Origin of the sequence: Streptococcus sp. cx1 (assembly GCF_052384325.1) — a bacterium.
In the GTDB taxonomy this organism is placed as follows: Bacteria; Bacillota; Bacilli; order Lactobacillales; family Streptococcaceae; genus Streptococcus; species Streptococcus salivarius_G.
Genome location: NZ_JBQSUN010000003.1, coordinates 35,066 through 57,590, shown reverse-complemented (window position 1 = coordinate 57,590; position 22,525 = coordinate 35,066). Strand labels below are relative to the sequence as shown.

The 22,525-nt window shown below is 40.2% G+C and carries 22 protein-coding genes and 1 pseudogene; 18 read left to right on the top strand and 5 right to left on the bottom strand.

What is annotated here, in order from left to right; genetic code table 11:
* Positions 1–80: 80 nt before the first annotated feature.
* The 3 genes from ACT170_RS05420 to ACT170_RS05410 are packed head-to-tail and all read left to right on the top strand — an operon-like array spanning position 81 to position 3,706.
* Entirely contained in the window at positions 81–1,850 is a 1,770-nt protein-coding gene (locus tag ACT170_RS05420) for an Hsp70 family protein (RefSeq protein WP_201712282.1), read from the top strand.
* Positions 1,851–1,860: 10 nt separating this feature from the next.
* Positions 1,861–3,216 carry a J domain-containing protein gene (locus ACT170_RS05415; protein WP_201712281.1) on the top strand — a complete coding sequence of 452 codons (1,356 nt, stop codon included), beginning with the start codon at positions 1,861–1,863 and terminating at the stop codon, positions 3,214–3,216.
* Between the two features lie 4 nt (positions 3,217–3,220).
* Complete coding sequence (locus ACT170_RS05410; protein WP_183136360.1) at positions 3,221–3,706, top strand: hypothetical protein; 486 nt, start codon at positions 3,221–3,223, stop codon at positions 3,704–3,706.
* 89 nt (positions 3,707–3,795) lie between these two features.
* Here the strand turns inward: ACT170_RS05410 and ACT170_RS05405 are convergent, their stop codons facing one another.
* The 4 genes from ACT170_RS05405 to ACT170_RS05390 are packed head-to-tail and all read right to left on the bottom strand — an operon-like array spanning position 3,796 to position 7,603.
* Positions 3,796–5,079, bottom strand: coding sequence for a glycosyltransferase (locus ACT170_RS05405; protein ID WP_183136359.1), 1,284 nt, complete (start codon positions 5,077–5,079; stop codon positions 3,796–3,798).
* The gene (locus tag ACT170_RS05400; RefSeq protein ID WP_410537068.1) at positions 5,027–5,695 is read right to left on the bottom strand and encodes a hypothetical protein; all 669 of its coding nucleotides are present in this window, start codon (positions 5,693–5,695) and stop codon (positions 5,027–5,029) included. The genes ACT170_RS05405 and ACT170_RS05400 overlap by 53 nt, the downstream gene beginning before the upstream one ends.
* Positions 5,688–6,830, bottom strand: a complete 1,143-nt coding sequence (locus ACT170_RS05395; protein ID WP_080611945.1) for a glycosyltransferase — start codon at positions 6,828–6,830, stop codon at positions 5,688–5,690. Before ACT170_RS05395 ends, ACT170_RS05400 begins: the two co-directional genes overlap by 8 nt.
* On the bottom strand, positions 6,827–7,603 hold the full coding sequence (locus ACT170_RS05390; protein WP_183136356.1) for an SDR family NAD(P)-dependent oxidoreductase: 777 nt from the start codon (positions 7,601–7,603) through the stop codon (positions 6,827–6,829). Before ACT170_RS05390 ends, ACT170_RS05395 begins: the two co-directional genes overlap by 4 nt.
* Before the next feature lie 261 nt (positions 7,604–7,864).
* Between ACT170_RS05390 and ACT170_RS05385 the strand changes: the two genes are divergently transcribed.
* From ACT170_RS05385 to ACT170_RS05365, 5 genes are read left to right on the top strand one after another with little or no spacing between them, the layout of a single operon-like run.
* Complete coding sequence (locus ACT170_RS05385) at positions 7,865–9,139, top strand: glycosyltransferase (RefSeq protein WP_195435319.1); 1,275 nt, start codon at positions 7,865–7,867, stop codon at positions 9,137–9,139.
* Positions 9,136–10,116, top strand: a complete 981-nt coding sequence (locus ACT170_RS05380) for an NAD-dependent epimerase/dehydratase family protein (RefSeq protein WP_175061857.1) — start codon at positions 9,136–9,138, stop codon at positions 10,114–10,116. Before ACT170_RS05385 ends, ACT170_RS05380 begins: the two co-directional genes overlap by 4 nt.
* Positions 10,091–10,906, top strand: coding sequence for an MBL fold metallo-hydrolase (locus ACT170_RS05375; protein ID WP_183136354.1), 816 nt, complete (start codon positions 10,091–10,093; stop codon positions 10,904–10,906). Before ACT170_RS05380 ends, ACT170_RS05375 begins: the two co-directional genes overlap by 26 nt.
* Positions 10,884–12,146 (top strand): F390 synthetase-related protein, encoded by a 1,263-nt coding sequence (locus ACT170_RS05370; RefSeq protein ID WP_211180937.1) that lies wholly within the window; start codon positions 10,884–10,886, stop codon positions 12,144–12,146. Before ACT170_RS05375 ends, ACT170_RS05370 begins: the two co-directional genes overlap by 23 nt.
* A 14-nt stretch (positions 12,147–12,160) precedes the next feature.
* Positions 12,161–13,105 (top strand): 3-oxoacyl-[acyl-carrier-protein] synthase III C-terminal domain-containing protein, encoded by a 945-nt coding sequence (locus ACT170_RS05365; protein ID WP_201712277.1) that lies wholly within the window; start codon positions 12,161–12,163, stop codon positions 13,103–13,105.
* Between the two features lie 105 nt (positions 13,106–13,210).
* Here ACT170_RS05365 and ACT170_RS05360 read toward each other — a convergent pair.
* Positions 13,211–14,460, bottom strand: a pseudogene (locus ACT170_RS05360) (ISL3 family transposase).
* A gap of 284 nt (positions 14,461–14,744) precedes the next feature.
* Between ACT170_RS05360 and ACT170_RS05355 the strand changes: the two are divergent.
* The 10 genes from ACT170_RS05355 to ACT170_RS05310 all read left to right on the top strand — a co-directional run bounded on the left by ACT170_RS05355 (position 14,745) and on the right by ACT170_RS05310 (position 21,920).
* Entirely contained in the window at positions 14,745–14,954 is a 210-nt protein-coding gene (locus ACT170_RS05355; RefSeq protein WP_004182317.1) for a hypothetical protein, read from the top strand.
* A gap of 10 nt (positions 14,955–14,964) precedes the next feature.
* On the top strand, positions 14,965–15,144 hold the full coding sequence (locus tag ACT170_RS05350; RefSeq protein WP_414327594.1) for a hypothetical protein: 180 nt from the start codon (positions 14,965–14,967) through the stop codon (positions 15,142–15,144).
* A complete protein-coding gene (locus ACT170_RS05345; RefSeq protein WP_107373187.1) occupies positions 15,137–16,018 on the top strand; it encodes an ABC transporter ATP-binding protein in 882 nt (293 codons plus the stop codon). Before ACT170_RS05350 ends, ACT170_RS05345 begins: the two co-directional genes overlap by 8 nt.
* Positions 16,015–16,752 carry an ABC transporter permease gene (locus ACT170_RS05340; protein ID WP_080610623.1) on the top strand — a complete coding sequence of 246 codons (738 nt, stop codon included), beginning with the start codon at positions 16,015–16,017 and terminating at the stop codon, positions 16,750–16,752. The genes ACT170_RS05345 and ACT170_RS05340 overlap by 4 nt, the downstream gene beginning before the upstream one ends.
* Positions 16,745–17,839, top strand: a complete 1,095-nt coding sequence (locus ACT170_RS05335; RefSeq protein WP_060971943.1) for a sensor histidine kinase — start codon at positions 16,745–16,747, stop codon at positions 17,837–17,839. The genes ACT170_RS05340 and ACT170_RS05335 overlap by 8 nt, the downstream gene beginning before the upstream one ends.
* A complete protein-coding gene (locus ACT170_RS05330; protein ID WP_048790067.1) occupies positions 17,836–18,438 on the top strand; it encodes a response regulator transcription factor in 603 nt (200 codons plus the stop codon). Before ACT170_RS05335 ends, ACT170_RS05330 begins: the two co-directional genes overlap by 4 nt.
* 382 nt (positions 18,439–18,820) lie before the next feature.
* On the top strand, positions 18,821–19,813 hold the full coding sequence (locus ACT170_RS05325; RefSeq protein WP_048790066.1) for an ABC transporter ATP-binding protein: 993 nt from the start codon (positions 18,821–18,823) through the stop codon (positions 19,811–19,813).
* A 1-nt stretch (position 19,814) separates the two neighbouring features.
* A complete protein-coding gene (locus ACT170_RS05320) occupies positions 19,815–20,633 on the top strand; it encodes an ABC transporter permease (RefSeq protein WP_004182324.1) in 819 nt (272 codons plus the stop codon).
* Between the two features lies 1 nt (position 20,634).
* Positions 20,635–21,420 (top strand): ABC transporter permease, encoded by a 786-nt coding sequence (locus ACT170_RS05315; protein WP_004182325.1) that lies wholly within the window; start codon positions 20,635–20,637, stop codon positions 21,418–21,420.
* 38 nt (positions 21,421–21,458) lie between these two features.
* Complete coding sequence (locus ACT170_RS05310; protein ID WP_004182326.1) at positions 21,459–21,920, top strand: GNAT family N-acetyltransferase; 462 nt, start codon at positions 21,459–21,461, stop codon at positions 21,918–21,920.
* Positions 21,921–22,525 lie beyond the last annotated feature (605 nt).

Here is a 22,525-nt window from a genome sequence, read left to right as displayed (position 1 = left end):
AAATAGTTTATTTACTTCTTGAATAGGGACGTTTTTGACTATGTTATAATGGAAGGACAAAAGCAGTTTAGGAGAATGTTATGGCAACAATTGGTATTGATTTGGGGACGACTAATAGTCTAGCGGTTACCTATCGTGAAGGTGAGGTTGAGCTTATTCCAAATGGTTTTGGAGAATATTTGACGCCTAGTGTGGTCCATGTGTCTGACGATGTCTTGACGGTTGGAAAAATTGCGAAGGAACGCTTAGTGACTGATCCTGAGAATACGGCTCAACTCTTTAAACGTTCAATGGGAACCAATGAAATCTTTTACCTTGATGGAGAAGCTTTCTCGGCAACTGATTTGTCAACTTTGGTGGTTAAACAATTAGTAGCTGATGCGGAGAGTTACTTAGGTGAAAAAGTAGATGAGGTGCTCATTAGTGTGCCGGCTTATTTTAATGAAAAGCAACGTTCAGCGACCAAGGCTATTGGACAACGATTGGGCATTAAGGTGGAACGATTGATTAACGAGCCTTCTGCGGCAGCCATTGCTTGTCACAAGATTGGCAAAGACGAATCTTTCATCGTCTTCGACTTTGGAGGAGGAACGCTTGATGTTTCTGTGGTTGATTGTTTTGATAATGTGATTTCAATCGTTTCCATTGCAGGTGATAATTTCTTGGGTGGTAGCGACTTTGATAAGGCTATCGCTGAAGATTTTTGTCAGTCTCAAGGGATTGATTTGGAGAAGCTAGATACCAAGCAAAAGTCTAGTCTCCTCTTGTCTGCAGAACGTTGCAAACTCAAGCTACAAAAGGAAAAACTGGCTGCAGTATCCTTGACCTACGATGACCAATATTACATGAAACAATACACTCAAGCTGAGCTTAAGTCCATTATTCAACCTGTTCTTGACCGTGTTAAGAAAGTCATTGGTAGAGCGGTGAGTGATAGCGGCTACAGGGCTCATGAGCTAGATGCCTTTATCTTGGTCGGTGGGTCTAGCATGATGCCTTTGGTTCAATCCTATATCATGAATCTTCTCAATCTTCCTATTAAGCGTTTGAAGGATATGGATGAGTTGGTTGCGCGTGGTTTGGGGACTTATTTAGCTGTCAAAGAGCGTCAGGAAAAGGTCAAAGATTTGGTGATTACTGATATTTGTCCTTTCTCATTGGGAATCAGTGCCTATGACTCTGACTTTGATAAAAATATCTTTTCAAAGGTTATTAATAAGTTGTCTGTCCTTCCGACCTCAGCCAGCAAATATTATTATGCCAGCCGGGGACAGAAACAATGTCGCTTTATGATTTATCAGGGAGAATCGCTCGATCCTGAGGCAAATCTCTTTTTGGATGAGTTTATTATCGATGTTCCTGGGACTGCGACTAAGACAGAGTTTTTTGAGACCACCTTTACTTACGATATTAATTCCATGCTCTATATAGAGGTTAAACTGGGGTCAACAGGCGAGACTAAAACGTATCGTATCGGTAGTCAAAGTAAAATCGAAGAGGTTGACAAGAGTGAGCATCTGGAGAATATCAAGCTTGTCTCTGATCAATTGTCCTTTGAGGCCGACTTTAAAACGCAGACTGAGCGGGCCTATCGTTTAGTCATGGAGATGCCTTATAAGATGCAACTACATTTTTTGTGGCAGATGGAAGATTTTGAAAAAGGCTATCAGTTGGCTATTAACAATATTAAGAAGCGAAAAGAAATCGTGAAACGCTACCAAGCTTATCTTGATAGCATTGAAAATATCATGTCACTAGATGATTTGGATATTTTCCGTCAAGAAAAAGACGACCATGAGGAGAATGGCGAGCCCTTTGATAGGTCTGATGACCCTAATTTCTGGAGATAGGAGGTGACGCATGAATTTTTGGTCGATTTTAGGCATTCCACCAACTAAAAATCTTAAGGATATCAAGCGAGCCTATGCCAAACAGAGTAAGGTCTACCACCCTGAGGATGACCCTGAAAATTTCCAACGCCTGCAAAAGGCTTATCAAGAGGCCCTTGCCTGGCAAAAATCGAAATCTGGAAATGAGGATGTGAGTGCTGTCATAGGCTATAAACAGGCTGATGGTAGCGTGGTTGGGATGGTGTCTGCCTCTCAGCTAGAAGTTTCCTTTAAACAAGCTGCAGATGCTAGCAAATCTAGTCAAAATCAGGAAAGTATTGATGAACTTGAGCTTACAGATTATGCAACTGAAAAAGTCAACGACGAGCAAGTGACTGAATACGAGGTTCAGCAGGTGGATGCTGAAGAAGAGCAGAAGCAACTGGATGAGCTAACTTTATCAGATACTCATGAAACGTTCAATCACAGTGATCCTTATCAAAGTAATCTCAATGATTCTGTCTTAAGAGAAGATTTATCTATTGAAAATCAGGATAGTTTTCTTCAGACTGTTGAGCTATATTTCCTATATAATACTCTGACTATTTCTAAACTCAAAGACTATATTAGTGAGTGTGCTGCTTTGGGCTGGTTGGAGGATCAGGATTTTTCTTACCGCTTCACCAAGACTATTGGGACCATACTTGAAAGAGGTGGTCTAAGTTATGAGACCTTAGAAGGGATTGAAAGTCTAGCCAAGGATTATGGCTTCGCATTGTTGGAAGACTACCTTTGTGACCTCTTGGATAAGAGACACAAAAAGACCGCTTGGCAAGGACCTCCTCTTCGTCCAATGACAGAAGTGACAGGGCCCACACGGACAGGTGGAGGGGTGATTGTCTTATCCTTTCTAGTCATGGTGTGTGGTATTTTATTCCTCGCCAATGGATTTTTCACACGAGCAATGGTCCAGTCACAGCCTAAGAAGATTCAAGTTATTTCGGGGCTTTCAGGAAATGAGTTGGTTACACAGGGAACGGTAGATAAGGCAGCTTCAGCCATATCTGATTTGGCTAAAAAATCAGATAAGCCTATTTCTGACACCAAGAAAGTGGTCTATGACCAAGCCAGTTCAACCTTTGTGATTGAAGATAGCTCAACAGGGCAGAGCCAAGAACTACCGGGGGTGACAGAGGTTTATGTCCTGCCAGTTTATGAAAATGGTCAAGAAGACAAGGGTCTGGCTACAAGTAACGACGGTAGCAATTGGGAACTCAGAGATACTGATGGCCAAGTTCGTGGTCCAATTACTTTATCAGTTGCCATGTCATCAGATATTGCTATCAAGAGTGAAAATGGTAGCTACACTACGGTAGAAAAGGAGTAGAGACATGAAAGATTTTATTTTGAGAAATATTGAAAGAGTCTTCTCTCTCCTCCTTACAGGTATTTTTCTAGCCCTGCTGTATTTTGGAAATGAGAAAGGTTTGCATCTCTGGTTTGACAGTGGACGTGAGAGTGGTAGTCTGGGCTTGGTGACAGGAATATTTATCTTTTTTGTATTTGCTCTTTCTGCTGGTATTTGGGTACTAACGGATAAATTTCTTCTCTTTATTTTAACCAAGATGGGCTATTATAGCGAAGACTGTTCTAAGGTTGTAGGTGTCATCATTGGAAAGAGAATTGCTAAAGCACTAAGAACGAGTACCAATCATTTCCTAGTCGTTAAAGTTGGTGAGGCAAAACGTAACTTCTTCGTTAGTCGAGATGACTTCTATACCCTTGAAAAAGGTGATAGCCTTTGGCTACGGAAAGTCAGAGTGCATTATAAAGGACGTGTCGTTCGCACTTATTACGAACTTGCTGAGAGATATTAGACTATAGAAAGCTGACCTTTGGTCGGCTTTTTATAATGACTAAAAGTTACAAAAAAACTTAGGAGAGGACCTAAGTTTTGTTAATAAGATTATTGATCTATGTTTAAGAGTCTTTCAATCTCTTGATAAAGTATTTCTGTAGGTTGATAGGCTTTGCTTATCTGAGTTAGAGAATGTAATTTAGACCAATCTTTTTGAGAAATTAATGCTTGGAATAAATCTAAGACTTCAGACTCTGTTTTTTTTCGTGAGACAAGTCCTACCTGGGCTAACTCAGCTCGTAAGGCGTTATCAAACTGATCAAAATCTTGAGGAAGAATAAGGCTAGGAATGCCTTGTTCGATACATCCCATTAGAATACCTGAACCAGCGTGATGTATCGCAAAGTCCATTTTATCTAGAATGTCTGTGTAGGGCAGATAATCAAAAAGTAAAAGATTGTTATTTAGATGATGTGGCGGATTTTGCAAACCACTTGGGTTACCTAGTGTGACATAGAAATGATAGTCAGGATATTCTTGACTTAGCATTTTGGCCAATTTCACCATTCTTTCTTTTTCCCATTTTAAATGGGTACCACAAGTCACTAACACGCGTTTTTGAGAGGTCGTGAAATACTGTTCTTGTTCCTTGGGTAGTTTGTCAAAAGAAAGGCAGCGATAACCAACCCACTTAAGATGGGATGGAAAATCATCTCTAAACTCCAACTCTTTTATTCCCAGAGCCAGAATTGAATAAGGAGAATAGATGGTTTCTGTACCATCCTCTCTATAAAGTTTGAAATCTTGTAAATTTTTAAGATTTCTTTTAACAAGTGCAAAGCCAATTCTTTTTGCCATGCGAATAATCTGTCTACCCAGTGCATCTCTACATTTGTAGAGGATTCCCTGATGGGGTTTCCAACCTCCTAAATAAGCAGGAGTAGTTGTGCGACTCTCAATAGCTACTGGACTTGGGAGGGTCGTAATCCAGGGAATTCCCAAACGGTCTGCTAAAATACCAGCAGGAGCTGCAATGAAATCTGCAATAATCAAATCTGGTTTTCCATCGGACTCCCAAATTCGCTTGATTTCGTCTATAACTTCTGGAATTAGTTTGCTATTTGCGATTAATTGTTGGTACATAATATGTGGTTTTGCTTGCTTTGAGGTATTGGCGATATCTTCCATCACTGTCGGACGATCTGGAAATAAGGCAACACAGTCAAAGCCAATTTTTTCAACTAATTTCTTCTTTTGATAACCTGTAATGACACGTATTTGAAAACGAGGGTCTTCTAACAAGGGTTTCACCAGTGTCAAGGTCGGAAATAAATGACCACTAAATGGAACGCTTATCACATCGATTTTTATCACTTTGTCTAATCCAGTCATGAATGATTCCTTTCACATCTTCTTTGTATTCATAGCTATAATGATCCGAATCCACTAGGATATCCGCTTGGTGGGAATCCAAGAATTGAGAATATGGATCTTTTTTTCCTTTAATCACCAATACCTCTAGCTTTTTGTTGTCTAAGAGTTTTTGGGAGACAGGTCCAAGTGCAATTATGCGAAATCTTGGAAGGGATATCTCGTTATCCAAATGATTCAACCATTGGGTAAGCATATTGACTCCTGAACTCTTACAGACAACAATCACTTCCTTAGTTTCTAACAAGGGAGACATGTGTACTTGTAAAAGTTTTTGAAAACAAGGGTTCAAAACTGTATGCCAGTAGTAGACAATGTTTGCTAAAGAAGCCGATAAAAGTGATACTTTAGGAGACTTCATATGATCAAATCTTTGATTGAAAGGAAAATTACTGGCTACTACTGAATAATCAGATGGACAAATAGCATGGAGGAGGTCAAGTTGCCCAGCTGTCAGTCCAGCACAAGTGTAATCACTGCTCCCACTAAGAAAGAGGACTAAGCAATCAGATGTCAACAATGTCTGATCAGGAGATAAATCAGACAAACAATCTAGATACGACTTCATCTTACTCATAACGAATCTTCCCATCCGTCACACGTATCTTTCGACCCCGCCAGTTTATCACAGGAGGAGTCAATAGGACATAAAGAAATAACCATGGAAGTAAGAAATCATTAAGTACTTCGTATAGGACTTCGTCCAAGTGTAGTTGATTCATTAGTATGCTTTGTCTATAAAGGAGCATCCAGATTGCCTTAATCAGTAGTAGAACCAGAGCTACAAGTAGATAAGGCCAACCTAAAAAAAGAGTCAAAAGTATGATTGGAAGAGGCAGAAAACTTGTTAAGCCAATGAGGGTAAAGACCTTGAAGTCCAGGTGTTTTTTTAAATAGATGGAACTAAAGAGAAGCCAACGCTTCATCTGGAGCAAATACTGCGTGGCACTCTTGATGGTCGTACGGACATTACAGGTAACTCGAGTTTGAACAATGGATACCCCTTTACTACTTAGAAAATCAGCCACTGCCAAATCATCACAAAGATAATCTTTGATAGCTGTAAAGAGATCTTGGTCTTTTACAAGATTTACTGGTAGGATATAAAACATTCCATTGATAGAGTGATTGGCTTCAACTTGTGCCATTGTGAAATAGGTGATTAAGGAATTGCCATTGACGAATGCTGCTACCAGCTTGGACCAGAAATTGCTTCTCTCTTGGTTATAGGGTATCCCAGTCAAAATGACTTCTTGACCCAGATAGGCAGTCAGTTCCCCCATTTTAGAAAAATCAATTACACTATCATCGTCCAAAACAATGAGGTAAGGTCGGGTCAGATCCTCTACAACTTGCTCAATCTTATAACTCTTTGGATTAATCCCCTGAGGGACATCTTCAATAAGAAAGATTCGGATACGCTGAGAAAATAACTCATCTTGGCAAATTTTGTTCGCTACACGCTGAGCTTCTGTGTCAGACTGGTCAATTAACCAGTAAAATTCTACTGTTTTTGTTTGCTGCAGATTGGCTCGTAAATCACTCTCCAAGCGAGGGTCACCGGAGAGAATTGGTTGGACCACTGTAAATAGTTCTTCTGGAAAGTCAGTAACATCAGATTTGCCTTTTTTGTAATAGATTAGTGACAGTAGCCATCGAACGAGGAAGAGAAGGAGATAGGCGACTGCTATAATTATAAAAATTAGTTTCATATGTTAAGTCCCTTTCGTAAATATCTAGAAATGAAATGTATAATCCATTTTTGAGGGAGTAGCTTTCCTAGATAAATCAACAATCGATAGCGAAGGCCGATAACAGCATAGGAAGTATCCCTTTCTATGAATCGGATCAACTGCTGAGCGACTTTCTCAGGCTTCATCTGCAAGCGACTGCCTCCCAATGCTTCTACTAGTTTAGGAGGAAAAATAGCTGTTTGGACTGGTCCAAGAATATACAGACCTAGCTGGACCGGGGAATCTGATTGACATAGTTCCTCCTGAAGAGCAAGAGTGTAGTTCTGCAAGGCAGCCTTACTGGCACTGTATGCCGCTAAATAGGGATGGGGAAAAAGAGCTGCTAGTGAGGAAAGTTGGACTAGTCGGATTTTCTGATTTTTCTGCACTAGCAATTTCATTAGCTGGACTGGAGTATGGTAGTTCACCTGCCAGAGCTCTTGTTCCTTTTCTGTGGCTAAATCACTTCCTATGGAGAAGCTAGCTAGTCCTGCACAATTGACCAGAAGGTCAGCATCTAATGCCTTTCCAAAATTCTCCAGTGCTTCCTTATCACACAGATTTAAAACCTTAATTGAAAGTTGTGCCTTGCTTCCAGCTAATTCATTTTGCAGTTGGACTAATTTGTCTGGATTTCGGCCTACTAGAACCAGAAAATCAAGATGTTTTGCCAGTTCAGTTGCTAGGTGACGTCCAATTCCTCCTGTAGCTCCCAAAATAATTGCCTTACTAAATGAGTCTGTTGTTTGCATAGCTCTAGTTTATCAGATTTTACTGAAACAGAAAACTACCTCTCAATTCCTTTGGAAAGAATGTTTGTCATGATGGAGGTAAGTTAGGGGATTCTTGCTAAAAAATATTGAAAAGTTTTATGTTAAAGTATTTGTGGCAAGCTTTGATTGATTAATGGATGAAAAATCTTACTGAAGAAGTGTATCTATTCAGAGAAAATGAGTTTAGATAGTATTTGGTTTTGAGTAGTTCTTTCAAAAAAAATTTGCTATGCTAATGTTATGGGAAAACTAAAAATTGACGTGGTCATCGTTCCATTAAGTGGGCATCTTTATCCAACCATGAATCTGCTAATGCCTTTATTAAAAAATCCTCGCTATGATATTCGTTTATTCACAGGACAGCAGAAACGTGCAGTAGCTGAGGAAGCAGGCTTTAAGGTTGTTACTATTCTTGAAGGTCATGAAATGGACTTTGAAAGGGTGGCTAATAATAAGGAGCAATTGGGCCTTTTTTCTGCTTATCGTCAACTATCAGCTAGTCTTGATATTATTAATCTTGTTTCCGATCAATTACTATCGGAATGGAAAGTAAGCCAACCTGATTTAGTCATTGCCGATTATGTCAGTTTGTCGGGTGGACTTGTTGCAGAGCAAATGGGGATTCCGTGGATAACGACAATGGCTACACAATTTGCTATTGAAACGACGGATGGTCCTCCTTGTTTCTTCGGAGGAATGGGAAGTCCGAAGAATCGCAATCAATTGATTCAACAATGGCTAGGCAGAAAAATGACACGTTTTTTGAAGTATTCCGCCGCTTTTTTATTACGAAATCGATTAAAACGCTATGGTTTTAAGATGTACGACCAAAATGGACAAGAGAGCATCTATTCACCGTATTCTATTTTAGGAATAGGTATGAAAGAATTGGAAATCAAAAAAGGATTCCCAGAACATTATCTCTGGGTGGGTCCAACTGGAGGTTCAGTTGAGCGATGTGAGGATTATCCTCTTGATTTGTCGCCTTTTGCAAATCGTAAAATTGTCTTTGTGACTTGTGGTACCCAATTGGACTGGGCAAAGAATAATTTGATATACCAAACGAAGCTGTTAGCTAAGTCTCATCCTGAGTGTCAGTTTTTTGTAACTTTAGGTCTTGGTGGACAAGAATTCCAATGCCAAAAATTAATGGATAATGTTTCAGTGGTTTCTTATCTTCCCTACAATGAGTACATTCCCCAGATGGATTATGTTATTCACCATGGTGGTTCAGGTATTTTTTTCCAATGTATTATAAATAACAAGCCAGCCCTAATACTGCCACACGATTATGACCAGTATGACTATGCTATTCGTGGACTTGAGGCAGGTGTAGCTTTGACTGTTAAAAGAGAGGATGATAAGGCAATTGGGAAAGCTTTTGAGGCGTTGTTGGCTAAGAAAGATTGGTCAGAGCTAAAGGCTTTAAGTCATGCTGCCAAGTCATATCATCCTACAGAAGTAGTGGAGGGTGAAATTGCTCGCCTACTTGCAGACAAGGAGAAAAAACGATGAAGAAAGTTTTAGTAACGGGGGCTACAGGTTTCTTAGGCAAATATGTCGTGGAAGAATTGGTTGATCACGGTTATCAAGTCCGAGCTTTCGGTCGTAATCATACAATTGGCCAATCTCTGGTAAATGCCTCTGTGACCTTTGTTCAAGGAGATTTGACAAACCAAGAGGATTTGACCAAAGCTTGTCAGGAAATGGATATGGTCATTCATGCCGGTGCTTTGTCAACTGTCTGGGGTCCTTGGGAAGATTTTTACCAAACGAATGTCTTAGGAACTAAATACGTCCTTGAAGCCTGCCGTGAGGCTAATATCGAGCGCTTGGTATATGTATCGTCTCCAAGTATCTATGCAGCGCCTAGAGACCAGCTGGGTATCAAAGAAAGCGATGCCCCTCAGGAAAATAGGCTTAACAATTACATTCGAAGTAAATTGGCATCAGAAAAACTATTTAAAGATTATCCTGATGTGTCTAGTGTTATATTGCGACCTCGTGGACTTTTTGGGATTGGAGACACCAGCATTTTGCCACGTGTTCTTAATCTTAGCCAGAAGATCGGTATTCCTTTGATTGGTGATGGTCGTCAACTGATGGATATGACCTGTGTGGAAAATGTTGCTTTGGCTATTCGTCTGGCTTTGGAAACTCCTCAAGCAGCTGGAGAAGTTTATAATATTACCAATGGAGAACCCAGAGTATTTAGAGACTTGATTGAGGAAACCTTGAGAGGTTTGGGCTATCCCATCCGTTATCGCAAAATCCCAGCTCCACTTGTGTCTGCTATTTCAAGTATTTTGGAGTTTATTTATAAGAATCTAAAGCTCAAAGGAGAGCCAGCCCTAACACGCTATACCTATTATTTGCTACGCTATAGTCAGACTTTGGATATTAGCAAGGCGGAGCGTGACTTGGGCTATAGGCCTAAAATAACGATTTCAGAAGGGATTGAACAATATGTCCAAGATTATCGAAAGCATTGATTATTTTCCTGCGGGATATTGTACAAGCTATACTGGTCTTTTGTTCAAGAAAGTCAAGAATAAAAAGATGACCTTTCCAGCCGGTGTCTTTCTAATCAAACACAGAGATAAAGGCTATCTGCTTTATGATACAGGTTATCACTACGATATTAAAACCAAGCTTCGCTATGGCTTGTATCGTTTGGGAACGCCGGTGCAGATGACAGAAAAGGATCAGATTTTAAACTTGTTGAAGGCGAAAGGGATTAGGCCTGAGGACATTACCCATGTTATGCTTTCCCATCTGCATCCTGATCATTTGGGAGGAGCTGGCTTCTTTCCTAATGCGAGCTTCCTTCTGACTCAGGAGGTTTATGAGGTTTATCAGAAGCCTAAGTTGAAGGATTTGATTTTTAAGGAATTTTTACCAGCCTCTTTTGAGAAACAGGTAACAGTAATCAAGGCTGATCAGCAAAACTCAACTTTTCCTTATCGTCCGACCTATGATTTATTTGGAGATGGAAGTATCTTGGTAGCCTCTGTTGATGGCCATGCCAAGGGTCAGGCTTGTCTCTACTTTCCAGATTATAATCTTTTTATCGCAGCGGACTTGTGCTGGGGTGTCGATTTGCTACCTTATACGAAACAAATGCACCTCATTCCGTCCTTGGTTCAGGATAATATGTCGGATTATATTAAGGGAACTGAGTTACTAGAGGACATCCTAAAAGATGGGACGGAAGTACTAGTTAGCCATGACCCTGTAGAAAGGATAGAGCGTATCTTGTATGAAAAAAATAACCTTTCTTAAAACCTTTATCCAAACCAGATGGCTTCACAACTTCAAAACGAGAGCAGACCTAGAAGCTTATCAGAAAAAGCAATTATCTAACTATATGGATTTTCTAAAGCGAGAGTCTCCTTATTTCAATAATGGTGTCCCTACTGACTTTGACCATATGGATAAGACCTTTATGATGGCGCATTTTAATGAGTTAAACACTCAAGGCATCGATCGTGATGAGGCTTTAGCCTTAGCTATTGAGAGTGAAAAGACTCGTGACTTCACCGAACTTAAAGGTGAAGTAGCTGTTGGTTTATCTTCAGGAACATCGGGACATCGTGGCCTCTTCATCACGACTGAGAAAGAGCGAAGCATGTGGGCGGCAGCTATTTTAGCTAAGATGTTGCCCAAGGGTCATCTTTTTGGCCACCGAATTGCCTTTTTCCTGAGAGCAGATAATGAACTCTACCAGACTATCAATACAGCATTGATACGATTAGAATACTTCGATATTTTCAAAAATACAGATGAACATATTGAACGTCTTAATCATTATCAACCGACGATTGTTGTGGCACCAGCTTCCATGTTAATAGAGTTGAGCAAGCGTCTTAAGGCAGGAGACTTGTCTATCTCACCGCAAAAAATTGTCTCTGTAGCAGAAATTCTAGAGGATAGTGATAGAATTCGCATTTCGAGCGCTTTTAAGCTCCCCATTATTGACCAGGTTTATCAAGCGACGGAAGGTTTTCTAGCCTGCACTTGTTCTGCAGGACATCTTCACCTCAATGAGGATATCATTTTTGTAGAGAAAGAGTATCTGGATGAGCGTCGATTTTATCCAGTAATAACGGATTTTAAGCGAAGCAGTCAACCTGTTTACCGCTACAAACTTAATGATATCTTGGTTGAGAATCCTGAACCTTGTTCATGTGGTTCTCATTATACAAGGATTGACAAGGTCGAAGGTCGCTCTGATGACATCTTCTACTTTGAAGGTCAGGATGGAGGACAGGTGACAATCTATCCTGATTTTATCAGGCGTTGTATTCTCTTTGTGGAAAATGTTGGAGACTATCAAGTCAAGCAACATTCAGAGAAGATTGTTGAAGTCTGTCTCAGCCAACGAGACGTGCAAGTAGAAGCAGCAATCGCAGCTCAGTTTCAACTCTTGGCGCAACAAAAGCAGTTTAAGGTTCCGGAAATCCATTTTTCCGATTATCATTGGGATACCAGTCGAAAACTCAAACGTATTCAGCGTTTATGAAAGGATGAATGACAATGACAGAAGTAAAAAGACATGTTGAAATCGCAGGTTATGGCGTTTGTCTTCCAAAACAAACCGTACAATTCAAAAACCAAACACGTTATCGTGTTGTAGAAGATGAAGAAACACAGTTGGATTTGGCCGAAGTGGCTATCCAACGAGCTCTGGAAAATGCCAATTTGAGAATTGAAGACATTGATTGTCTTGTCTCAGCTAGTGCAGTTGGTGTGCAGCCTATTCCTTGTACAGCAGCCTTGATTCATGAGCGCGTGGCAAAAGGACTTGCCATCCCAGCCATGGATATCAATACGACTTGTACAAGTTTTATCTCAGCTTTATCAACAATGTCTTATTTGATTGAGGCTGGTGAATACCATAGTGTTTTGATTGTATCCAGTGAAGTTGGAAGTTTGGGGCTTAATCCGAAACAAAAAGAAAGTTTTGAACTCTTTAGTGACGGAGCAGCAGCCTTTATCTTCCAAGCAAGTTCTCAAGACAAAGGGGTTATTGCAAGTCTTCAACATACCTGGTCAGAAGGTGCCCATGATACTGAAATCCGTGGAGGTTTGACTTCTTACCATCCTAAAAAATATTCAGAAAAGACAAAAACGGACTTTATGTTTGATATGAAGGGCAAGAAGATTCTCCTCTTATCAGCACATAAGCTTCCTGATATGTTCAAAGAATTCCAAGAGAAAACTCACTTAGCCCTAACCGATGTGGACTATATCATTCCCCATCAAGCTAGCCGTGCCTTATCTTTAGTTATGGATAAATTGGGTATTGCCGAAGACCAATACCTTAATATAGTTACTGACTACGGAAATATGGTTTCTGTATCTGTTCCATTCGGTTTGGCTTATTCATTAGATCATGGATTAGTTAAAGAAGGAGATGTCGTCTACCTTTTGGGAACAGCAGCAGGTATGACAGTTAACATGCTGGCCTTGAAATTATAATTTCTTGGCTAGAAACGGATAGTGTCAAAATGACGGAAGAACCTCCTTTTGCTTATAACTTAAGTGGCTCTTTGTCAACTGTAGTGGGTGACGAAAAGCTAACATCTAGAGAGGACCTGATAGGTCTTCTCTTTTTTTATGTTCAGAGTGATTAAGATCCGCTTCCTAAAGTTGATGAAGTTTCTAAAACCAAATCCTAGACGTTTGATGTCTTTGATCAACTTGTTAGTCGCTTCAAGTTTTGCATTTGAATAGTCCGTTTCTAGTGCGTTTTTGATGTATTGCTTGTGTCTAAGAAAAGTCCTAAAGACAGTTTGAAAATAATGATTAACCTTGCTCCTATTTTCCTCTATCAGCTCAAAGAACTCAGCTACTCTCTTCTCCTGAAAATGAAAAAGTAAGATCTGATAAAGTGTATAGTAGTCGGTAAGCTCTTCTGAAAAGTCTAGTGTTTTCCCAACAACTTCATGTGGACTTAAGGTTTGGTGGAATGTCTTTGAATAAAAAGAGTTGAGAGATAACTTACGGCTGTCCTTTTGGAAGAGTCGCCAATGATTTTTCAAGGCTCGATAGGGTAGTGACTTCTTATCGAACTGGTTCATAATCGCAATTCTTGTCTTTAAAAAGGCACGACCAAGGTGCTGTATAATGTGGAAACGATCAAGAACGATTTTAGCGTTTGGAAAAAGTCTTTTGGCAAGTGGAATATAAGCTCCAGACATATCCATCGTGATAAACTGCACCTGTTGGCGAGCTTTTAATGGATACTTTAAAAAGTAGTTTCGTATAGAGGTTTGGCGACGATTATCAAGGATGGTTATGAGTTCGTTTGTCTCATAATTCTGCGCCACAAAAGCCAATTCCCCTTTCTTGAACCCAAACTCATCCCAGGACATAACAGCTGGAAGTTTGTCATAATGTTCTTTGAAAGTGAACTGGTCAAGCTTACGATAGACAGTGGACGTCGACACACGAAGTCTTCTGGCAATATCAGTTAGTGAGACCTTCTCAGTTAGGAGTTGTGCAACCTTTTGTCGGACTAGATTGGAGATTTGGCAGTTTTTCTCAACGATTGGTGTCTCAGCTACCGTGACTCGTCTACAACTTTTACACTGAAAGCGACGTTTCTTCAGACGTAGTAGTGTTGGAGTTCCCGTTTGCTCGAGAAGAGGGATTTTAGAAGGCTTTTGAAAGTCATATTTGATCATCTTTCCTTGGCAGTGAGGACATGATGGTGCAGGGTAATCAAGTTTTGCTTGAATCTCTATATGAGTGTCAGTTTCAAAAACAAGTGAAATCTTGATATTTTGGTCTTTAATTCCGATTAATTCTGTGGTATTCTTAATAAGTCTCATAAGTTCTTCCTAATGATGGTTTGGTCGCTTTTCATTATAGTTCTTATGGGACTTTTTGTGTACACTTAAAAAGCTCTATAATCTCTACAGTGGTTTTACCCACTACAGAAATTATAGAGCCACTTAAGTTAGAGTTGACTGAAAGGTCAGCTCTTTTTTCTTGCCTTTACGTCACATGACAAATGTCATGTCATGTCATGACATCTGGTGCTAAAAAGAGAATGACCAAAAAGATATACTTTAGTCATAACTTAGAAATAATAAAAAACGAAAGAGGTCATCTCATGAAAATCAAAACATCTTACCTTATCTACGCTGTTATCGGAACTGTCTTTGCTGGACTTAGCATGTTTACTGACATCTTTGAAAAAGGGAACTTTGAAGCTATCTTCTCAAATTTGGGTATGATTATTGGCTTGTCTATCTCAGCTTACATTCTTATCACTATGGCTAAAAGTTTTATCGACCTTGTCATTAATGAATTGAAAAACTAGGAGGCTCGGTATGAAATTATTGAAAATACTAAGCATCATGCTCCTAGCGGTAATTTGGACCATCCTCTTTGCCTATGTCCTACTTCATGGCAGCAGTGATACTCTCTATAGTGTCATGAGTGTCTCAGTTGCAGCTTGTTATGTTTTTTTAGCCTTCTATCAAAAGAAAGGAAATCACACACATGAGTGAAGCAATCCTTCAAGTCACAAATCTTGTCAAAAAAATCAAAGGAAAAACAATTTTAGACCAAATTAGCTTTGAGGTGGGACAAGGAGACTGTCTTGCCTTAATCGGGCCCAACGGTGCTGGTAAAACGACCTTAATGTCCTGCATTCTTGGTGATAAGAAAGCCAGTAGCGGTCAAGTCTTTATCAAGGGCAAAAAGGGTAAAGCACAAGATCAAATTGCTGTTCTCCTTCAAGAAAATACCATTCCCTCACAATTAAGAGTTAAGGAACTGATTGCTTTTTTCCAAGATATTTCTGAAAATGGCTTATCTAAAGAAGAGATACAAGCACTCTTACAATTCCAAGACGACCAGTATCAGCAGTTCGCGGACAAACTCTCAGGAGGACAAAAACGTCTTCTTGCCTTTGTTCTCTGTCTTATTGGCAAGCCTGACATTCTCTTTTTAGATGAACCGACAGCAGGGATGGACACTACGACACGCCAACGCTTTTGGGAAATCATCAATGATCTGAAAAAGTCAGGTGTGACTGTTCTTTATTCGTCCCACTATATCGAAGAAGTCGAGCACACAGCTGACCGCATTTTGGTTCTTCATCAGGGAAAACTCATTAGGGATACTACGCCACATGCTATGCGTAGCGAAGAAAAGGAAAAGCAAGTCACCTTACCAAGTCGCTTTGCGCCAAGTCTTGACAAACTGGCAGCAATTTATGATGTGACTGAAAAACGTGATGTTGTAACCTTTATGACTAAAGATATTGAAAGTGTATGGAGTAGTTTACAAGCTCTAGGCTGTCGCATTTCTGACATTGAAATTCAAAACAAGACACTTTTAGATAGCCTATTTGATAGCACAAGGGAGGACAAGTCATGAAAGCACTACTTAAAATCGAATGGATAAAAACATGGCGCAGTTGGCCAGTCTTCATCATGTCCATCGGAATGCCCGTCGGATTCTTCCTCTTGTATTCAGGTATGGAAATGAGTCCTGACCCTGAATCACAAAAAGCCTTTATCTTGTCCTATATGTTGACCATGACTGGATTTTCTATGTCTAGCTTTGGTTTCTTTACCTTCCCCTACATGCTTAGAGAGGATCAAACCGATCATTGGCTAACCTACATCGAACATTCAAAAATCAGTATTCAGTCCTATTACCTCTCTAAGATTTTCCGAGTTCTTATGAACTTTATGGTTGCTATCCTAGTGACTTTCTGTGTGGGAGCTTTTGTGCGTGATGTTAAGATGCCATTATCACATTGGCTTGGTTCAGGGGCTCTTTTACTCTTGTCAAGCCTAGTCTTCCTATCCTTTGGCTTGCTCCTTGCCCAAATTAAGTCTCAACAAATCATGGCTATCGTCGGAAATATCGTCTTTCTTGGTCTTGCTATTATCGGTGGTTCTTGGATGCCAGTAACCATGTTTCCAAAATGGGTTCAGCACATTTCGGAGTGGACACCCATCTATCATATCAATCAGTTAGTAGTCAATTTCGCAAAAAAAGGGGAATTTTCATGGAAATCGCTCATTTTTATCTTGGTCTATGCTACAATAGCTACAGGCTTAGCCCTTTTTATCAAATCGTACAGAGAAAGTGACCATGTTTAGAACATACCAGAAAAATGATTTTGCTTATTTTGTTAGTCTGATTTTCCTAGTCTTCCCGATCTTAGGAGTGTTTGGTGGGGATTTCCCAGTTTGGACTTTAGGTCTGACGCTGGCCTTTACTCTGGCTTATCTCCTTATAGTGTATTTGAAAAAAGCCTATAGCAAGTGGATTCCCTTTCTGTGGTTTTACACTCTAGCTTACATTATCTTTATGTCAGTGACCTTCCAGGGTGGCATGATGTGGTTTATCTTTTTCAACGTTAATCTTCTCGTTTGGCACTTTGAGGATAGCATATCTTCTTATCGATTCTTATCCTTTCTAGCGACACTCTTGATTTTGACGTCATCATCCTTCCAACTGACAGACGATTTGAGCACCCACCTCATGTCTCTGGCTATTACTCTTTTTTCTTTGGGAATGTACTATTTTCAAAACCGTATACGTCAGGAGAGAAAGATGGAAGAAGCCCTTGCAGAGCAGAACCGGACCATTAATATCCTGTCAGCTGAAAATGAACGCAATCGTATCGGTCGTGATTTGCACGATACCTTAGGACATACCTTTGCCATGATGAGTCTTAAAACCGAGTTGGCTCTAAAACAGATGGACAAGGAGCAGTATGAAGCTGCTAGAAAGAATCTGGAAGAATTGAACCAGATTAGCCGTGACTCCATGTACGAGGTGCGTGAGATTGTTAATAAGCTCAAGTACCGAACGGTGGCAGAGGAGTTACTGGAACTTGAGCGACTCTTTGACCTATCTGATATCGTCCTGACCGTGGATAGTAGCCTTGACTTAGACAGCCTGTCACCAGTTAGTCAGTCTACCTTGTCCATGGTGCTTCGTGAACTGGCCAATAATGTCATCAAACATAGCCAGGCCGATAGCTGTCAGATTCGTCTAAGACGTGATCATGGTATTGTCCTTGAGTTTGAGGATGATGGTTGTGGCTTTGAGGAAGTCACTGGACAAGAACTACACAGTATCAGAGAGCGCCTCAGTTTGGTAGATGGAGACTTGGAAATTCTGTCTCAATCGCATCCAACCATTATTCGTGTACATTTGAAAGAGGGAGGAAAAGCATGAAATTATTAGTCGCCGAAGACCAGTCAATGTTGAGGGATGCCCTCTGCCAACTTCTCATGTTGGAAGACGATGTCGAAGAGGTCCATGCGGCCAGTGATGGTCAAGAAGCCATTGCTCTCTTGGAAAAAGAAGAAGTCGACGTAGCCATTTTAGACATTGAAATGCCAGTTAAAACAGGCCTTGATGTTCTTGAGTGGATGCGTGCCAAACATAGAGAAACGAAAGTCGTTATTGTGACCACCTTCAAACGTAAAGGCTATTTTAAACGAGCCCTTGCAGCCCAGGTGGATGCCTATGTGCTCAAAGAGCGTTCCATCAGTGACCTCATGGCGACCATCCATACCGTCCTAGCAGGTCATAAGGAATACTCACCAGAGCTTGTCGAAGGTGTCGCCTTTGACAATAATCCACTCAGCCAACGTGAACAAGAAGTCTTGGCCATGGTTGCTCAAGGATCAACCAACCAAGAAATCGCCGAAAGTCTCTTTCTCTCAAACGGGACTGTCCGAAATTACATGACAGCCATCCTGACTAAACTCGATGCAGGCAACCGAACAGAAGCCGTCCGCATTGCCAAAGAAAAAGACTGGTTGGGGTGAGGAGAAGTTTATAAAAGAAATTTTATTAATTAAAGGTCACCATATGGTGGCTTTTTTGTGGCTTATAATCTATCTAAACATTCACAAGCAAGAATGAGAGAAGTTGAAATGAGCCTCTACAGGAATATGTAGAGGCTTTGATGAATTATTGAATTGTGTCATTTTGTTTAGTGAATTAGACGGGTGGTTTTAATTTTTTCAAGTATCAAAACTATTTTCTCTTTTTCGAGAATAACACTTGGTTTCCTTTTTTAACTGCTTTATAATAGAGTAATACTAAGGTCTTCTGCTGTGATAAAGAAGGCAGATTTTAGGAGATGAGAAATTGGCTTTTTGTGTTTAGAGGACACGGTTTGTTGATTTTTTACTGTAGGAGATAGATATGGCAATGATAGAAGTGAAACATCTTCAGAAAAATTTTGTGAAGACAGTCAAGGAACCGGGGTTGAAGGGGGCTTTGCGTTCCTTTATTCATCCTGAAAAGCAGACCTTTGAAGCGGTCAAGGATTTGACCTTTGAGGTGCCCAAGGGGCAGATTCTAGGTTTTATCGGGGCAAATGGTGCTGGGAAGTCGACCACCATTAAAATGCTGACAGGAATTTTGAAACCGACATCTGGTTTTTGTCGGATTAATGGCAAGATTCCACAGGATAATCGCCAAGATTATGTCAAGGATATTGGAGTCGTTTTCGGACAACGCACCCAGCTATGGTGGGACTTGGCCCTGCAAGAAACTTACACGGTTTTGAAGGAGATTTACGATGTCCCAGACTCGCTCTTCCACAAGCGCATGGATTTTTTGAATGAAGTCTTGGATTTGAAGGACTTTATCAAGGATCCCGTGCGGACTCTTTCGCTAGGTCAACGGATGCGGGCGGATATTGCGGCTTCCTTGCTTCACAATCCCAAGGTTCTCTTTTTAGATGAGCCGACCATTGGTTTGGATGTGTCGGTCAAGGACAACATTCGTCGGGCCATTACTCAGATTAATCAGGAAGAAGAAACAACTATTCTCTTGACCACTCACGATCTGAGTGACATTGAGCAACTCTGTAATCGGATTTTTATGATTGACAAGGGGCAAGAGATTTTTGATGGAACGGTTAGCCAGCTCAAGGAAACCTTTGGAAAGATGAAGACTCTCTCTTTCGATCTGACGCCAGGTCAAAGTCATCTCGTCTCTCATTATGAGGGCCTGCCTGATATGTCCATTGATAGACAAGGAAATACTCTCAATATTGAATTCGATAGTTCCCGCTACCAGTCGGCCGATATTATCAAGCAAACCTTATCTGATTTTGAAGTTCGTGATTTGAAGATGGTAGATACGGATATTGAAGATATTATCCGTCGCTTCTATCGAAAGGAGCTCTAAGATGGTCAAATTGTGGAGACGTTATAAACCCTTTATCAATGCAGGGATTCAGGAGTTGATTACCTATCGAGTCAACTTTATTCTCTATCGGATTGGTGATGTCATGGGGGCTTTTGTCGCTTTCTATCTCTGGAAGGCTGTCTTTGACTCCTCCCAGGAGCCTTTGATTCAGGGCTTCAGTATGGCAGATATCACTCTCTACATCATCATGAGTTTTGTGACCAATCTTTTGACGAGGTCTGATAGCTCCTTTATGATTGGGGAGGAGGTCAAGGATGGCTCCATTATCATGCGCTTGCTGAGACCAGTGCATTTTGCGGCCTCTTACCTTTTCACCGAGCTTGGTTCCAAGTGGTTGATTTTCATCTCTGTTGGCCTGCCATTTTTAAGTGTCATTATTTTGATGAAAATCCTGTCTGGGCAAGGAATTGTAGAAGTGCTGGGATTAACTGTCCTTTATCTCTTTAGCTTAACTCTGGCTTATCTGATTAACTTTTTCTTTAATATCTGCTTTGGATTTTCAGCATTTGTCTTTAAAAATCTTTGGGGTTCCAATCTACTCAAGACTTCCATAGTGGCCTTTATGTCTGGAAGTTTGATTCCCTTGGCTTTCTTTCCAAAGGCGGTTTCAGCTATTCTCTCCTTCTTGCCTTTTTCATCCTTAATTTACACTCCGGTCATGATTATTGTTGGGAAATACGATGCCAGTCAGATTCTTCAAGCACTTTTGCTTCAGTTTTTCTGGCTTATAGTGATGGTGGGCTTGTCTCAGTTGATTTGGAAACGAGTCCAGTCATTTATCACTATTCAAGGAGGTTAGTATGAAAAAATATCAACGCATGCATCTGATTTTTATCAGACAATACATCAAGCAAATCATGGAATACAAGGTGGATTTTGTGGTAGGTGTGTTGGGAGTCTTTCTGACTCAAGGCCTAAACCTCTTGTTTCTCAATGTCATCTTTCAACACATCCCCTCGCTAGAAGGTTGGACCTTTCAAGAAATTGCCTTTATCTATGGATTTTCCTTAATTCCAAAGGGATTAGATCATCTCTTTTTTGACAATCTCTGGGCCTTAGGTCAACGACTAGTCCGAAAAGGGGAATTTGACAAGTATTTGACTCGTCCTATCAACCCTCTCTTTCATATTCTGGTTGAGACCTTTCAGATTGATGCCTTGGGGGAACTTTTGGTCGGTTGCATTCTATTGGGAACAACAGTATCAAGCATTGCTTGGACGCTTCCCAAATTCCTGATTTTCCTAGTCTGTATTCCATTTGCTACCTTGATTTATACTTCCTTGAAAATAGCGACAGCCAGTATCGCTTTTTGGACTAAACAGTCAGGCGCCATGATTTATATTTTTTATATGTTCAATGATTTTGCCAAGTACCCGATTTCCATTTACAATTCGCTCCTTCGTTGGTTGATCAGTTTTATCGTGCCATTTGCCTTTACGGCTTACTATCCTGCCAGTTATTTCTTGCAGGGTAAGAATGGGCTCTTTGATATCGGTGGTTTGATTCTGATTTCCCTTGTCTTCTTTTTCATTTCCCTCAAACTCTGGGATAGGGGCTTGGATGCCTACGAAAGTGCTGGCTCGTAAGGGGGAAAGTAAGACTAAAATCAAGAAAGGAACTTATGATGTTTACAATTGAAGAAGTCAAGGATGAAGATCAAAAAATGGCAGTTGTTGATGAGGTTTTAAAGGATTTGCCAGAATGGTTTGGAATACCTGAAAGCACGCAAGCCTACATCGAAGGAGCCAAAGATTTGCAAGTTTGGGCAGCCTATCAGGAGAGTGATTTGACTGGATTTGTAAGCTTGTCCTATTCTAGTGAAGAGTGTGCAGAGATTGATTGTCTCGGCGTAAAAAAAGCTCATCAAGGTAGAGGAATTGGGAGTCAATTGCTTGCTACTTTAGAAAGTGAAGCACGCAAACAAGTAGACTACCTACAGGTAAAAACAGTAGCAGAAGGCTCTAATAAAGATTATGATCGAACAATTGTCTTTTATCGAAGTGTTGGTTTTAAAAAATTAGAGATTTTTCCTCAACTTTGGGATCCCCAGAATCCTTGCCAGATTTTGATAAAGAAAATCGTTTAAAACTTCCTGACAAAAAATTGAGAGTGCCATACTATAAAAGTGTTAGCCAATTTAGCTCAGTTGGTAGAGCAAGGCACTCGTAAAGTCTAGGTTATAGGTAGATAAACGACTGAGGATTTGAAAAAATAGATATGTAGAAGATAACCGTTAAGTCTTATTCTTAGCGGTTTTTTATATTGTTTAATAGCGCTGATATTTCATTAATGATGTTTGACTTTGTGATGTTGCTAGTGCTTTAAGTTGATTGCTACTATTTTTGATGGTGTGAATGTTCTGATAATGTACCCCAGCTAACTACGAAAGTTTTTGACTCTATGTTTTTAACGCTTATTAAAAAATAAATTAATGTAGGTTAATTTTTCTTGACTTAAATTTTTTAAATGATATACTATTTTTCTGGAGAGCTAACAATTATATATAAATGTACTACTCTATTTCCTAGATAATACTTATACTCGATGAAAATCAAAGAGCAAACTAGAAAACTATCCGCAGGTTGCTCAAAGCACTGCTTTGAGGTTGTAGATAGAACTGACGAAGTCAGTAACCATACATACGCTAAGACGACGTTGACGCGGTTTGATGCGATCTTCGAAGAGTATTAG